The organism is Rheinheimera gaetbuli, assembly GCF_054781935.1.
In genome coordinates this window covers 90,617-105,722 of record NZ_BAAGTL010000008.1, presented here as the reverse complement: position 1 = coordinate 105,722, position 15,106 = coordinate 90,617, and the positions used below count along the sequence as shown (strand labels likewise).

The window sequence follows — 15,106 nt, the reverse complement described above, 5'->3', positions numbered from 1 at the left end:
CCCACCATGTTGAGAACACTGCAACAAGTTTAACCAGCTGTGAAATGTAGATGTTGTTCTGGCGCAAACAATGCTGCACTAAAACCACTTAGTGCAGCAAGTGTTGAAGCTGTTAGTAGTATTTCAAACCATCGGCTTTACCACGAAAGGCGTAATAAGCCACTGCGGTGTATGCTGCGATAACCGGAATAACCACTACCGCGCCCCAGAAGATGATCAGTAAAGACTCTCTCGAGCTGGCGGCCTGATACAAGGTAAGCTGATTAGGCACTACAAAGGGGTAAAAACTCAGTGCCAGGCCGGCAAAGCTACAAATAAAGATAATTTTGCAGATAAAAAACGGCAACCAGGCACCAAAATCGTTCGGCAGCGGTAAACGCTTTAAGGCCAGATAGCCCAGTGCAAACATCGCAAAACACAATAGCGGTATCGCAGCGAACAAGTAAGCCATTGGCGGCTCTGTCCACACCTGGTATACATTGGCATTCACCAAGGGGTTAATCGCGCTGACTGCTAAAATACCGGCCAAGGTCCAAACACCGGCCAATTTACATTGCCGGATAGCATGGCGCTGCAAGTCGCCACTGGTTTTGCCAATCAGCCAGGCATTGCCAATCATGGCGTAAGCTGCCGTAACACAAAGCCCGCTAAAGCAAGCAAATATTATGCTGCCCGCATTGTATTGCAGGCCCATAACGTAAATACCCAGCATAAAGCCCTGACTAAATGTCGCCAGCAAAGAACCAAATTTAAAGGTCCAGTCCCAGTTGCGTTTGCGCTGTGGTTTTACCTTGGCACGAAAGTCAAAGGCTACACCGCGCAGGATAAGTCCGATAAGTAGCAATGCCGAAGGCAGATACAGCGCATGTAAAATAGCGCTGTGCGCTGCCGGAAACGCTACCAGCAACAAGCCCACGGCTAACACCAACCAGGTTTCATTGGCATCCCAAAAGGGCCCTATCGAGGCAATGGCCGTGTCGCGCCAGGCTTCTTGTTGCATCGGCAGGGTAATACCCACACCCAGATCATAGCCATCTAAAATGGCATACAGTAGCACCGAAAACGCGGTTAGGCCGGCAAAAATCAAGGCCAGATTTTCTGCAGTTAACCAGCTCATTTGCTCGCTCCTTCTGCTGCTATTAGTCCTTTTTGCTCTGGCAAACCAGGTAGCGACAGGTCATATTCCTCTACCTCGACAGCACGTTTGGCTAACCAGAACAGCGTTTTGATATAGGCCACCAGCAGCACGGCATACAACAGCAGATACATCACCAACGTAAGTGCTACATGCTCTCCGGGTACTGTGGTTACCGCATCACGGGTTTTCAGCACACCATAAATTAAATACGGTTGGCGCCCAATTTCGGTAACATACCAGCCTGCCAGCGTGGCGACCCAGCCAGAAAATGACATTGCCATCAACACTTTGTATTGCACTGGCCTTAATTCGCCATGGCGGACTAACCGTATGCTGCACCACCACGACACCAGTAACATCAGTACACCGATACCTACCATCACTCTGAAGCTGTAAAACACCGGCGCCACCGGCGGATGGGCATCTGGAAATTCATTCAGCCCCTTTAACTCACCATTTAAGTCGTGTGTCAGGATCAAACTGGCCAACTTAGGAATTTCCAGCGAAAACCGGTTTTGCTGGGTTTCTGCATCAGGAATGGCAAACAATACCAGTGGGGCGCCGCGCTCTGTGTGCCAGATACCTTCCATGGCGGCAATTTTTTGCGGTTGGTGCTCCAGCGTGTTTAAACCATGAAAATCACCCACTAATGCCTGAGTCGGCGCCAGTATCGCCGCACTGAACAGCGCGGTTTTTAGTGTTAGCCGCGGCGCTTTTTTGTTATCGCCACGATATAGGCGATAAGCCGAGATCCCGGCCACCAGAAAGCTCACCGTCAGGGCCGATGCGAGTAACATATGGGTAAAACGATAGGGGAATGACGGATTAAAAATAATCGCCAGCCAATCAGTAGCGTGCGCAACACCATCGCGCATCTCAAACCCGGCTGGGGTTTGCATCCAGGAATTTAATACCAGGATCCAAAATGCTGACAAGGTCGTCCCCAGCGCCACTAACAAGGTGGCCAGTGTATGCAACCAGCGTGGCACCTTATTAAAGCCAAATAACATAATGCCCAGCATGGTGGCTTCTAAGAAGAATGCGGTGAGAATTTCATACGCCAGCAAAGGCCCGGCAATATTGCCGACGGTTTCCATAAACCCCGGCCAATTGGTGCCAAACTGGAACGACATTGTAATGCCACTGACTACGCCGAGCGCAAACGTCAATGCAAAAATCTTTACCCAGAAACGGTAGGCCCGCATCCAAACAGGGTGTTGCGACAGGTCAAAGCGTATTTTGAAGTACACCAACAACCAGCCCAGAGCGATGGTAATGGTGGGAAAAAGGATATGAAAACTGATATTAGCAGCAAACTGGATGCGCGAAAGTAACAGCGTATCTAACATGGCAACCTCACTACAACTGGGTTAAAAAAGCGGCAGCAGTGCCGCAGCTAAACTTATTTCGGCGCATCCCTTTTGCCACGTAACTTCTCAGTAAATTCCAACACTTTGCCAACACCAGAGCCTAACTTCATCAGCGTATTTAGCTTATCCGGTGACAGCGATTGCAGGCTTTGTGTCCACTCGGTGATGTTCTCCAGCAGGTCATGTATTTCAGCTATGCGCTGCTGGGCATACACTTCACCGGCATTGGCGGCTTCGTCCATCATAATGTCGCGCAGCAGGCTTAAGGTGGGGTCTATCTCGCGTTTGCGGCGCTCTTCAAACACCCGGTTAGCCATATCCCAAATACTGCCACGGCTTTGGTAAAACTCGCGTCGCTCACCCGGCTTGTGCATGACCTGCACCAACTGCCAGCTACCCAACTCCTTTAAACCCATGCTGACGTTGCCGCGTGAAATGGCAAGCAGATCGGCAATTTCGTTGGCACAGAGCGGATGCTCACTGATGACTAAAAGGGCGTAAATTTGCCCAACGGTGCGGTTAAAGCCCCATCGACTGCCCATTTCACCAAAGTGACAGACGAAAGACTCAACCATAGGTGTCATTTGCATACAGAACCCTTCTAAACTTTCAGAAATTTCTGAAACAATTGTACGAACAAAATTTGATCTGGATCAAGCTATTTTGGTAGGAAGATTTCGAAAATTGTGCGAATTGATGGGTCTAAAGGAATGACACAATAACCTTAAAAATGGGCTAATTAGCTGCAGATACAACCAATTAACCCACATTTAATACGAAGTTACAGCGCCAACGTCAGAATTTGCCGCGCTTTGGTTAAATCAATGTCGCCATGTTCGCCAAGCGTTGTCATGCCGTTACGCTCCAAATTGGCGATAAGCTTATCGATATCTGCTGCCGCCAGGTTGTAATCCGACAAGCGCGTTTTTACGCCCATATGCTCGAAAAAGTCCTGGGTGGCTTTAATGGTTTTGTCGATCACGTCATCTTCAGTGCCGCTGCTGATATTAAATACCCGCTGACCAAACTGCAGCAGCTTTTGCCGCTTTTGTTCACGCTGCACGTACATTAGGGTGGGTAGCACTATAGCCAGCGTTTGCGCATGATCCAGGCCAAACAAGGCGGTGAGCTCGTGGCCTATCATATGCGTAGCCCAGTCTTGTGGTACACCTTTGCCGATTAAGCCGTTTAACGCCATAGTCGCAGACCACATCACATTGGCACGCACGTCGTAATCTTCCGGCGTGGCCAGGGCTTTTGGCCCTTCGCTAATCAGCGTTTGTAAGATGCCTTCGGCAAAACGGTCCTGCAACGGCGCGTTAACCGGATAAGTAAGGTACTGCTCAATAACATGCACAAAGGCATCGACCACACCGTTGCCCACTTGCTTAAGCGGCAGCGAAAAGGTGTATACCGGGTCGAGCACGGCAAAGACCGGTTGCACCATATCTGAGCCAAAAGCGCGCTTTTGCGCTGTGTCTTTGTTGGTGACCACCGAGTTGCCATTGCTTTCTGAACCGGTGGCCGGCAGGGTTAATACTGCGCCGATTGGCAACGCCGAGCTAAAAGCCGCGCCTTTGGCCAGAATATCCCACGGCTCACCGTCAAAGTGGGCCGCTGCCGCAACAAACTTAGCGCCGTCAATCACACTGCCGCCGCCGACCGCCAAAATAAAATTCAGCTGTTTAGCGCGCACCAACTCTACTGCCTGCATCAGGGTTTGCAGCGTCGGGTTGGGCTCTACCCCGGCAAACTCCTCATAGCTAACGCCATCGAGCAGTTTTACTACATCGTCGTACACGCCGTTACGCTTAATAGACCCGCCACCGTATAACAGCAGTACTTTGGCGTCTTTGGGTAAACGGCTTTTTGCTTCTTTAATCTGGCCTTTACCAAATAAGATTTCGGTTTGATTTTTAAAATTAAAATTCAGCATTACAACTCCGGTAAGTTTTTTCAGCGCTTAACGCTGTTGTTCCAGCTGCGCCAGTACGGCGTCGGCCAGGGCTTTATCTGAAAACGGGTTTTGCCCGGTAATAAGCTCACGATCTACCACCACATTGGGTGTCCAGGCTGCGCTGTATTGCATAGCACCACCTGCTTGTTGCATAGCTTTTCCGGGGTAATATTGCAGTTTGTCGCCGTTTAATGAGCCTTCGAATACGGTTTCTTCTGCATCAGAGAAAATCGTCATCTTGTAACCGGCATAAATCCAGTTAGTCGCTGTAGCCGGGCTTTGTTGCACCAGCGCCTGTTGAAACGCCTGCGGGTTTTGCTGGGCGGATAACAGCGCTATCGGGCCATGGCAAATGGCCGCAGTGGGTTTAGCTTCAGCATTAAAATGCGTAAGAATAGTGCCTACTTCAGGGTTATTAGCTAAATCGATTAACGGCGCGTGGCCACCCGGAATAAATACCGCTTCGTATTGAGCCAGGCCGTTGGCAATCACTTCTTTTAATGACAACGTATCGTCAATGCCGGGAATAGCCGCAACCACTTTGCTAATGCGCTGCATTTCAGCCTCGCTACCACCGAAGTATTGCACCGTGACCGACTTTTCATCCACCGCCGGCGCATTGCCTTTTGGCGTGGCCAATACCAGCTCGTAACCAGCACTGATAAAGGCATCGGCCGGTACGCCAAACTCGTTGAGATAGTAGCCGGTGCTCAGTGTTTTGCCGTCTTGCAGTTGCATTTGGCTTTCGCTGGATAACAACACCAGAATTTGACCTTTGCTGTCGCCGGCAAACGCCGCCTGGCTAAACAGGCTTAGCATAGCCACAGATAACAGAGTGCGCTTAAGCATATAATCGTTTCCTTTTGTGCAACACGCGCTGAGGATATTCCCGGCGCGCTATTCAGTGATGCCAGCTTATGCCGTTTCGCTTGTAGTTAGAACTCAGCTCTTTTACCATCAGCCATCATATTTCTGATGGCTGGGGTTTTATGTCGTACTTTGTGCAATTACGTACCTTTGTTGAAGTGTATCGCTGCGGCACTATTACCAAAGCCGCCGCTAACCTGGGTTTGTCGCAGCCGGCCGCTACCGCGCATATTCAGAGCATTGAGTCATTGGTGGGTTTTGCCTTATTTGAACGCAAAGCCCGCGGGGTAGAACCCACCGCCGCCGCGCACGATTTAGCGCTGCAGGTGTCCGCGCATTTAGATGCGGTAGAGCAAAAACTGGCTTCGGTGCGTAATCGCAGTAATGCGGTATACGGCACACTGAACATTGCCGGCCCGGCGGAATACATCAGCCATATTGCCGGCGCACAGTTTGCAAACTTACTGCAAGCCGGTGAGGTAAACCTGGTGGTGCATATTGGTAATAAAGACCGCATTTACCAGCTGCTGGCCGACGGCACAGCCGAGCTGGCCATTACCGCCTCAACGCCGGATCCAGCGGTGTATGACTACCAGATTATTGATAGTGAGCGGCTGATGCTGGTGGCCAATCGTTTTACCGGCGCACAGTTGTCACAACAGGCACTTAGCGCAGAGCAGCTGCGGTTATACCCGGTAGTCAGTTACGACCCCACCCTGCCGCTGATCCGCCATTACTTTAATGCGGTGTTTAACGATAACTGCCAGTCGCCAATAGCGGCTATTTGTCCGGATATCCGCGCCATTGCCGGTATTGTAAAAGCCGGCATTGGCTACAGCGTACTGCCGGATTACTTATGCCGTGAGGCGATAAAAAATGCCGAGTTAGTGCAATTAGGCCAGCCCGGGCCGGAGAACTTTATTTATCTGGTATGGCGCAAAGGTGCCCTTAAGCACCCGCGCGTTAGCTACGCAAAAGATATACTAATGGCGTTTGCCAATATCAATAAATACGCCGCATGTTAACGCCAAATACCTGTTTGCAGCATCATAGTATTACTGAATTAAGCCACCAAAATGTACACAGTTGCCATTGGCGTCGGTCGCTACCTGGATCCCTGCAATATCAGGGTCGATATCTGGTTGAGCACCATTCCGATGAATTGTAACAGCAAGTGGAATCATCTCATGTGGCTGAAAATCAAACGTAACACCGGGATGCTTACCGCTGCTGTAACTGAGTTCTTTTAACAAAGGGCCAGTGAGAAACAAAATGGTTGAGTGTGCCGTTGTGTAGAGCTCATCCCATCTTGCCTGTGAAACAGCCTGAGCCATTTGCACAAACCCATTTAACGTATGCTGGTTAAGGCCTGAATCTACCAAAATTGACCACCCCGTGAAAATACTACGGATATCCTGCTCTGCCAGCCCCAAGTGATCACGTAAATACACCCATAGCCCTGAGCCCTCTTTACACATCATTTCAAATGCGTCACTGTCTGCCGGGCGAACATGTTTAATTATAAAATCGGCGGTAACACCCATATTTATCTCCAACTTTGTTATCTAAATGCCAGAATTGTGCTGGCACCTGGTTAAACAGGACAGCAGTCTACAAAGAGAGCCTTACTGCCCGTTTTTTAAACGTCCGAAAATATTGTCGGTAAAGCAGGACCTATATCCTGCTACCCTTAGATATTTAACCGTTATGCTGACTTGCCGGTATCAACCACTGCAGGGGTAAGTTCATTGTTCAATTGATCCATCGAAAGTTTACTCATCGACGTAAGCAGCGCTTGAATGTCATCACGCTGTTTCGCGACCTGGAAAGGATTCATTTCCCAATTTTCATCAATATAATTGGTCTGGAAGTCGATCTCGGTGACCGTAGACTTGTGCAAAGCAACTTTAAACGACTTTGCATCAATTTTTAGATAAAAGAGACGCAAGTGCGGCAACTTCATATCCATGCCCGGCACCTCTTCGAAATAATACATAAACACCAGGTGGTCTACTGTTTTAGCTTCTGATGTGAACTCCATGCTTTTAAGTGATTCAACTAACGCATTTAATACGCCATCCAATGCAGTAAGTGTTGATTCGGGGAAGGCAAAGGCTTTAAATAAGTCACCAAGAAAATCCAGATGAAACTCAGCTTTTTTATAGGTCTTTGATATTGAATCGGCTTTTTGATCACGTAGGTTTAAAAAGCCCCCCATAGCTTTTGTTGTGACATAGTTAAGTGCATTTGCACATGCCTGGCTAAATGCAGCCGCTTCAACGTGGTTGGTAATATCATATGCCTTATTGCCATGATCTTTATAGACTTTTTGCATGCCGTAGACGTTAATAAAACTATTGAGTAACAAGATATCCTGAAGATGCTGCCAGTCATCGGCATTTAGGCTGCTTTTATCCACTGCTGCGACGCTAGTAGACCCCGGCGCTTTTTTTTGGTCCTTCAGCATTTGCGCCAGCGTGTCGGGTGCATCTGTTTGTACTGCATTAAGAGCCATTAAAGACAAAGAATGCAGTGGCGGATGAACAATCGTGCGCTCACCTTTTGTAGCAACACCAACATTTTGTTGAATTAAACTAAATAAACTCGTGATGTTTGAAGTACCTTTTTGCATGATAAATTCCTTTTATTAGACGGTTTTAAATCAGCAATATTGCCAATGTTTTCAACTTATTCAGACTTTAACAGCACACATCGCTCAATACGTTTTTACGCAAAGACACATCGTTGCCATCAAAGGCTGCCGTATACCATTAGGTGTAAAATTTAAGCAAGTGTGCAAAGCCACTAATGGTTTAGCACATGGGGCAGGTAAAAAAGGGATATGCTATTTATATCAACCTTTTATCATTGAAGGGGCCAGAAATATCATGTTTTGGTAGCTGGTATTACACATTTTACTTTTGAAAAAGGGCGTTCACGACAATAACAGCCTTTTTGTTATACCCAGCAGTTTGGCGACGGCGGAACAAAACGTCGCCAGCTAAATTATCGCACCAAGTGCCACTGCGTTTGCCGACCGGCCAGATAAATAACCTGCTTGCCATCAAAATAGGCACTTTGCTCCAGTTTTATCTGCACCAGTTGCTTTTGCCACTCGGGCACCGCCTGCTTGATATTACCTTCAATGGCATAAGCGGTGTTGGCATATACCGGCCAGTCGCCCTGCACCGGTGTCGGGCCCTGGTTGTCCCACATGCCAATGGTTGGCCCCGGCGCATGGCCAACAAAGCCCAACGCATGGGTGTAAGTGCTATGGTTAATTTTCGCGTTGGCCGCAGCTTTTTGTGTTGCCGCCAACACCTCGTTGCCGCTGCGGCCGGTTTTAAATTCTGCCGTTAGCAAGTCTTGCCAGCGGTTGCCGGTAGCCAGTGCGGCTTTTAGCCCTGCAGGAGCATCAACTTCAGCATTTTTCAGCACGTAGGCCATTTCCTGAGTGTCGGTACATAGCTTTAAGTAACAAATGCCTACATCGGTATGCAACACATCGCCACGCTTAATAACACCGCTGATGCCGCAAAACGGATTGTCTGCCTCGCAGGCCACGCCCTCACGCTGCAGGTTTACGTACGGCATAAACCACACTGGCAAATCCAGCTGTTCAAAACGTTCGCGCAGGTACCAGGCCACATCATCCGTCGTTGTCACACCAGGTGTAATCACTTTATTACTAAACGCCTCTGCGATAACGGCGCGGGCTAAACTCACCACGTGCGGGTAAAGCTCGAGCTCTGCTGCAGTGCGCTGCTCCAACCAGCGTACGACTAACTTTTCTGCCGGCATCAAGCGGTTGTGATATTCCGCCGGTAGTACTTTTAGCAACTGTTGATGCAAGCCCGACGTTAAACCATCGGCCACCGGCCAATGCTCTGACACATTAATACCGATTTGTTTTGGATCACGTTTAACAATCTCAGCGGCCAGCGCCTGCCACTGCTCGGTTAAATTGCCACCAGCCCAGGCCGACTGATATGGCGCCCCCAGCGGATAGCGGTTAACCGACAGTTTATCGACACTGCCGTCGGCATTGCGGCTAAACAGCAACATAGTAGTGCGCCGGGCGGCGAAAGCCGGTTGTGGCACCAGGGTGAAATACACCGGATCTTCGGCGTATTCACGGTTAATCACCAGCCACATGTCCAAAGCTGATTCGGCCATTAATTGTGGCAGTAACTGCTGCAGCCGCTCAGTTAGTATCTGGTTTTCCGGCGCTATGCGTGCTCGTGGTGTCAGCACCTGATAATCGTTTGCCGACAGCAGCTGCCGGCCTTGTAAAAAGGTGTCCGTTTTAGCGGTAAGCGGCGCGCTGACGACAGTGGCAGCGGCCGCCATGGCGAATAGTAATCTCTTCATTTAAGTGCCTTGGTTTGGTTATTGTTTATCCTGTTTTAAGCCAGAGCGTTAGCTGATGCAAGCCCGCTATAAGCTGAATATGTCTGATTACCGACGAAAACCAGCTAAATTGCGATACACTTAACAGCAATTGTTTGTTAAGGAGCCATTATGCCGCGTTATTCCGCTGAATTTATCAAAGAGATGCCCAAATCTGATTTACACCTGCATTTAGATGGCAGCCTGCGGCTGGAGAGCTTAATTGAGATGGCCAAACGTACCGGCACCAAGCTGCCGGCCGATACCGTGGCAGGTTTAAAGCAGCTGGTGTTCAAAGACAAATACAATAACCTTGGCGAGTACCTGCACTGCTTTCAGTACACCTGTGCCGTGCTGCGCGATATGGAAAACCTTGAGCGCGCCGCTTACGAGCTGGCGATAGATAACCAGCTCGAAGGCGTTAACTACATAGAAGTACGCTTTGCGCCACAACTGTTAATTGACCTGCCCAACGGCATCGACTTTGACCGCGTAATGCATGCAGCAAATGACGGTTTAAAGCGTGCGATGCAAGAATACAATGCCACCGAAGTGGTGCTTAGTGGCCAGAAGCCGCCGTTTGCTTATGGCATTATCAACTGTGCCATGCGGATGTTTGGCGATAAAGGCTTTTCACCTTACTACACTAACCTGTTTCAGTTAATGCGTGATTTTGCGCCAATGGACGTCATTAAGCTCGCCGCGATGGAGCTGGTGCGCGCCAGTGTGCGCTTACGCGACGAGCAGGGTGTACCTATAGTTGGCCTGGATTTAGCTGGCCAGGAAAGTGGCTATCCGGCCAGTAAGTTTAAAGAGGTGTATGAATACGCCCACCAACACTTTTTATTAAAAACCCTGCACGCCGGTGAGGCCTATGGCGCTGAAAGCGTATTTGAAGCCATTACCGAATGCTATGCCGACCGCATTGGTCATGGCTATTCCATGTTTATTCCACAGATGATCTCACACCCCGACATTGTCGACAAAGCCGCTTATATCCGTAATCTGGCGTCTTATATTGCCGATAAGCGTATTGCGATCGAAGTTTGCCTAACCAGTAACCTGCAAACCAATCCGGCTATTACCGATATTAAACAACACAAGTTTAAAGACATGCTGGATAACCGCATTGCCACAGTCATTTGCACCGACAACCGCCTGGTGTCCAACACCACCGTAAGCAAAGAGTATCAGCTGGCGTTGGATAACTTTGATATTCCATTGAAACGCTTAAAAGACATGGTGGCCTACGGTTTTAAAAAGAGCTTTTTTCCCGGAACCTATGTGGAAAAACGCGAATATGCCAAACATTGCCTGGAGTATTTTGATCGCGTGGCACAGCGCTATGGATTTATTTAATATATTCAGCAACCTGCAATAACTGTCGCAAAATAGCTACAACATAACTCATTGATTAATATCAACAACACCAAAAAGCTAAATTAACTGTTGCCAAACAGCGACAGTTAATTCAGCCACGCTGGCATTCCAGCACATAGAAAAAATTTAAAACATTGTTTTAAATAGATAAAAAATTATATGTTCATCTTGGCACAACCCTTGTATTAGCCATAGCAAGCGACGCGACAGGAGAATGTCGCAAGTGCACTAAGCAACAAGGTACACCATGCTTTTGCCACATTCTCCTTTACCCGCGTTATAACGCAGCCAGAAGTAAGCGCTGCACTTGTGAGGAGGTGGTTATGGATTTTTTCTTAGCGGCTATTACATTGTTTTTATTAACTAATGTTGCTGTAGTTGTGGCCATGCTACGCCGAATTAATTTGCACAACGACAGCGTATTAGCGTGGGAGCAGCAACAGGCTGCGGCGCCGAACAGTTCGCCGGTGCATGCCTTGCAAGCACTAGAGTACAGCACGGTAACCCTGCCAGAAGCAGCTTAAATATCGCGATCCCATGAGTTCAGTGCTCGCACTGAATGTTTACAAGGCCAGAACCCCACTGGCCTTTTTTTTTTGCCGCTAAAATAAGGTATGCTTAGCTTCCGGTGGCTAATAGCAGAGTATTATGCGCTTTTCACTTCAAACGGCTTCGTTGCGCCAACTGGTATTGTTAAGCTTTTTTCTGGCGCTTATTCCGGTAGCCGTATTGCTGTGGCAAAGCCACAAAGCACTGACCGGACTGAGCCAGCATGCTGTGGCAGAAGCTGAAGCGTCCGTTGCCAGTGTACGCCGGGCAGAAAACATGCAAAATCTGGTAGTGGATATTGAACGCGCAGTACGCCAGTATGCGGTAGTAAAAACCGACTCACTGGCCAGGGTGGCGCGCACTTATCTGGACAGCTATAGCGCCTTACTGGCCGACGTGTGCGACAAAATCGAGCAGCCTCAGCTATGCCAGCAACAGCAGTATCAGCTGCGCCTGCTGCTGGATAATTTTACCAGCCTAAGCAGCAGTGAGCTGGAGCCGGTAGCACAGCAATTCAGGTTGCAACAGCAGCAACTGACACAGAAAATATGGTTGCTGCTGGAGCAGAATTTGCAACAGCAACAACGCTTTGCGGAGAACAGCCAACAACAACTGGCGTGGCAAACCGTGGCGCTGGTATTACTTACCTTGTTGCTGGTACTGTGGGCATCGGGCCGTATTACAGCACCGGTGCGCAAGCTGGACAAAATGATCCGCGCTATTGGCCAGCAACATCAGTTTCCGGATGAAAAACTCACCGGCCCGCGCGAATTAACAGAGCTGGGTGAGCAACTGCGCTGGCTAAGTTCACGCTTACAGCAATTGGAAGCGCTGCGGCTGATTTTATTGCGCCACGCCTCACACGAATTAAAAACACCATTGTCGAGCATCAGAGAAGGCTGCGCCCTGCTAACTGAACAATTATTAGGGCCATTAAACTCCAGGCAACTGGAGGTGGTAGGCCTGCTCAATGGCAGCGCAGACCGTTTAAGCGTGTTAACCGAGCAGCTACTTGACTACAACAGGCTGCTACAACAAGCTAAACCCGAGCCGGAGTGGCTCTCACCACAGCAACTGTTCAGCGATTGTTTTAATGACCATGCGTTGTCATTACAGCAGCGTGGCCAACAAGTAGACCTAAGCTGTGAGCTCAGTGCCATTTATACCGATACCACTTTGTTCCGCCGTATTCTGGATAACCTGATCAATAATGCCCAGGCCTATGGCAGTCAGGATAGCCCGGTATGGGTAAAACTATATCAACAGGAGCATCAACTGGTACTGGACGTTGCTAATAACGGTAACCCGATACCCACGGCGCTGCGGGAAAAACTGTTTGAGCCGTTTCAGCGCGGTACCACACCAAGATTTGATTCAGTGCAAGGCTCTGGCCTTGGGTTGTCAATCGTGGCAGACTGCGCCCGCCTGCTGGGTGGCCATGCTGATATTGTTGATGTGATTTATGCCGACGTCTGTATCCGGGTACGGTTAGCGCTGCTAGAGGAAAAACCTGCATGAAAATCTGTATATACCTTTGCCTGTTGTTACTTTCGGGCTGCCAGACTCTGCAAACACCGGCACCTCAGCCGCAACAAACCATGGCAGAACCCGTTACTGAGCCAGTAATACCCGAGCCTGAACCCGCGCCAGAGCAGCCGGCATTAGCAATTAGTGACAGCAGCGACATATTGCTGGCCTGGGTGCAGTATCGTGCGTCAATTTTAACCCGGCTCAATGAAGAGCGCGACGTGTTAGCTGCTGATGCCAGTAACGATGCAGTATGGCAGTTAAAACGCACCATATTACAACTGCACCCGGACACGCCGTATCTAAGCCGGTTGCGTGTGCAAATGCAGCTAACAGAGCAGCTGCAGTTGCTACCGACAGCACTGGCTGAGTTACTCAGCTGGGATTTAGCCTTTAACCAAAAGTTGTTGGAAGCCGAATCGGCCGTTAGTGCACTAACCCGGCTTAATGCACAACAGCATGACAATATTGAGCGCTTACAAAAGACCAACCGCGAATTACAAAAAAAGATCGATGCGCTAACCCAGATTGAAGCACAGTTAAATCAACCTGCTGTGTTGCCGGAGAACAATAATGGCAGCTAGTACCCCGCGTTTATTGCTGGTAGATGACGACCCCAGCCTGTTACGTTTATTAACGCTGCGCCTGGAAGGTGAAGGCTATCAGGTGATTAGTGCAGACAGCGCCGAAGCCGCACTACCCTTGCTGACCAAAAACAGTATCGATGTGGTACTAAGCGATTTGCGCATGCCAGGGTTGGATGGCATGAGCCTGTTTGATGAAATTGCCAAACGTTATCCCGGCTTGCCGGTAGTGCTAATGACGGCGCATGGCTCGATACCTGAAGCGGTAGCCGCCACTCAGCGTGGCGTGTTTGGCTTTTTAACCAAACCACTTAACAACACCGAGCTGCGCGACATTTTGCAGCGCGCTGTATGCCAGTCTATACCTGAGCAAGCCAGCTGGCGCGAAGATATCATTACCCGTTCGGCTAAAATGACCGAGCTGCTGGAGCAAAGTTATCGCGTGGCGCAGCGCGATGTCAGTGTACTGATCACCGGCGCCAGCGGCACAGGTAAAGAATTGCTGGCACGGGCTATTCATAAGGCCAGCCCGCGCTCAGACAAACCCTTTGTTGCCATAAATTGTGGTGCCTTACCGGAGCATTTGTTGGAGTCTGAATTGTTTGGCCACAGCAAAGGCGCCTTTACCGGAGCCGTCGCCGAGCACAATGGCTTGTTCCGCGAGGCCGACGGCGGTACGCTGTTTTTGGATGAAATTGGCGATATGCCAGTATCGTTGCAGGTTAAATTGCTGCGCGCCTTGCAAGAGCGGCAAATCCGACCGGTGGGCAGTGCTAAAACCATCGCTATTAATGTAAGGGTACTGTCTGCTACCCACCGCGATCTGCAGCTAGCCATGCAAGAAGGCAGCTTCCGTGAAGATTTATACTACCGGCTAAATGTGGTTAACCTGCAACTGCCCAGCCTTGAAAAGCGGCCGGAAGATATTCCGTTGCTGGCGCGCCACGTGCTAGCACACAGTGCCCAGCGGCATCAGGTTGACGTAAACCGCTTCTCTGATGATGCTATGCAATTGTTGGTTACTGCGAAATGGCCGGGCAATGTGCGCCAGCTGGTTAACGTAATCGAGCAATGTGTTGCACTAACCCACAGCCCGGTGATTGGCGCCGCTCAGGTAGAACAAGCATTGTCACAGGACAGCCGCTACTGGCCCAGCCTTACCGAGGCCCGCGACCAGTTTGAGCGGCAATACCTTATTCGTGTGCTGCAAATGACCGAGGGCAACGTTACCCGCGCCGCAGAGCTGGCCGGACGTAACCGAACCGACTTTTATAAATTACTGAAAAAGCATGAACTCAGCGCCGCACAGGTCGCTGATCAAGGCGATGAAACTGAGTAAGCAATC

The 15,106-nt window shown here is 49.5% G+C and carries 14 protein-coding genes; 6 read left to right on the top strand and 8 right to left on the bottom strand.

Annotated elements, in window-relative coordinates; translation table 11 throughout:
- Positions 1-112: 112 nt before the first annotated feature.
- The 5 genes from ACYVIC_RS07430 to ACYVIC_RS07410 all read right to left on the bottom strand — a co-directional run bounded on the left by ACYVIC_RS07430 (position 113) and on the right by ACYVIC_RS07410 (position 5,314).
- Positions 113-1,117: a cytochrome d ubiquinol oxidase subunit II gene (locus ACYVIC_RS07430; RefSeq protein WP_460858679.1), complete on the bottom strand. Its 1,005-nt coding sequence runs from the start codon at positions 1,115-1,117 to the stop codon at positions 113-115.
- Positions 1,114-2,487 (bottom strand): cytochrome ubiquinol oxidase subunit I, encoded by a 1,374-nt coding sequence (locus ACYVIC_RS07425; RefSeq protein ID WP_460858677.1) that lies wholly within the window; start codon positions 2,485-2,487, stop codon positions 1,114-1,116. The genes ACYVIC_RS07430 and ACYVIC_RS07425 overlap by 4 nt, the downstream gene beginning before the upstream one ends.
- Before the next feature lie 53 nt (positions 2,488-2,540).
- Positions 2,541-3,098, bottom strand: a complete 558-nt coding sequence (locus tag ACYVIC_RS07420; RefSeq protein ID WP_460858675.1) for a GbsR/MarR family transcriptional regulator — start codon at positions 3,096-3,098, stop codon at positions 2,541-2,543.
- A gap of 191 nt (positions 3,099-3,289) precedes the next feature.
- Entirely contained in the window at positions 3,290-4,444 is a 1,155-nt protein-coding gene (locus ACYVIC_RS07415) for an iron-containing alcohol dehydrogenase (protein WP_460858674.1), read from the bottom strand.
- Positions 4,445-4,471: 27 nt separating this feature from the next.
- Positions 4,472-5,314 carry a type 1 glutamine amidotransferase domain-containing protein gene (locus ACYVIC_RS07410; RefSeq protein WP_460858672.1) on the bottom strand — a complete coding sequence of 281 codons (843 nt, stop codon included), beginning with the start codon at positions 5,312-5,314 and terminating at the stop codon, positions 4,472-4,474.
- 140 nt (positions 5,315-5,454) lie between these two features.
- Here ACYVIC_RS07410 and ACYVIC_RS07405 point away from each other — a divergent pair, with 140 nt between their 5' ends.
- The gene (locus tag ACYVIC_RS07405) at positions 5,455-6,357 is read left to right on the top strand and encodes a LysR family transcriptional regulator (RefSeq protein WP_460858670.1); all 903 of its coding nucleotides are present in this window, start codon (positions 5,455-5,457) and stop codon (positions 6,355-6,357) included.
- A gap of 30 nt (positions 6,358-6,387) precedes the next feature.
- On the opposite strand, the gene ACYVIC_RS07400 is transcribed toward ACYVIC_RS07405, so the two are convergent.
- The 3 genes from ACYVIC_RS07400 to ACYVIC_RS07390 form a co-directional block, all read right to left on the bottom strand.
- Positions 6,388-6,876, bottom strand: coding sequence for a hypothetical protein (locus tag ACYVIC_RS07400; RefSeq protein WP_460858668.1), 489 nt, complete (start codon positions 6,874-6,876; stop codon positions 6,388-6,390).
- A 161-nt stretch (positions 6,877-7,037) separates the two neighbouring features.
- On the bottom strand, positions 7,038-7,964 hold the full coding sequence (locus ACYVIC_RS07395) for a hypothetical protein (protein ID WP_460858666.1): 927 nt from the start codon (positions 7,962-7,964) through the stop codon (positions 7,038-7,040).
- Positions 7,965-8,338: 374 nt separating this feature from the next.
- On the bottom strand, positions 8,339-9,703 hold the full coding sequence (locus ACYVIC_RS07390; RefSeq protein WP_460858664.1) for a M24 family metallopeptidase: 1,365 nt from the start codon (positions 9,701-9,703) through the stop codon (positions 8,339-8,341).
- 150 nt (positions 9,704-9,853) lie between these two features.
- On the opposite strand from ACYVIC_RS07390, the gene ACYVIC_RS07385 reads away from it, so the two are divergent.
- The 5 genes from ACYVIC_RS07385 to ACYVIC_RS07365 all read left to right on the top strand — a co-directional run bounded on the left by ACYVIC_RS07385 (position 9,854) and on the right by ACYVIC_RS07365 (position 15,100).
- A complete protein-coding gene (locus ACYVIC_RS07385) occupies positions 9,854-11,080 on the top strand; it encodes an adenosine deaminase family protein (RefSeq protein WP_460858662.1) in 1,227 nt (408 codons plus the stop codon).
- A gap of 344 nt (positions 11,081-11,424) precedes the next feature.
- Positions 11,425-11,625 (top strand): hypothetical protein, encoded by a 201-nt coding sequence (locus ACYVIC_RS07380; protein ID WP_460858660.1) that lies wholly within the window; start codon positions 11,425-11,427, stop codon positions 11,623-11,625.
- Positions 11,626-11,749: 124 nt separating this feature from the next.
- Positions 11,750-13,168 carry a sensor histidine kinase gene (locus tag ACYVIC_RS07375; RefSeq protein WP_460858658.1) on the top strand — a complete coding sequence of 473 codons (1,419 nt, stop codon included), beginning with the start codon at positions 11,750-11,752 and terminating at the stop codon, positions 13,166-13,168.
- Positions 13,165-13,761, top strand: coding sequence for a hypothetical protein (locus ACYVIC_RS07370; RefSeq protein ID WP_460858656.1), 597 nt, complete (start codon positions 13,165-13,167; stop codon positions 13,759-13,761). Before ACYVIC_RS07375 ends, ACYVIC_RS07370 begins: the two co-directional genes overlap by 4 nt.
- Positions 13,751-15,100 carry a sigma 54-interacting transcriptional regulator gene (locus ACYVIC_RS07365; protein WP_460858654.1) on the top strand — a complete coding sequence of 450 codons (1,350 nt, stop codon included), beginning with the start codon at positions 13,751-13,753 and terminating at the stop codon, positions 15,098-15,100. The genes ACYVIC_RS07370 and ACYVIC_RS07365 overlap by 11 nt, the downstream gene beginning before the upstream one ends.
- The last annotated feature ends 6 nt before the right edge of the window (positions 15,101-15,106 follow it).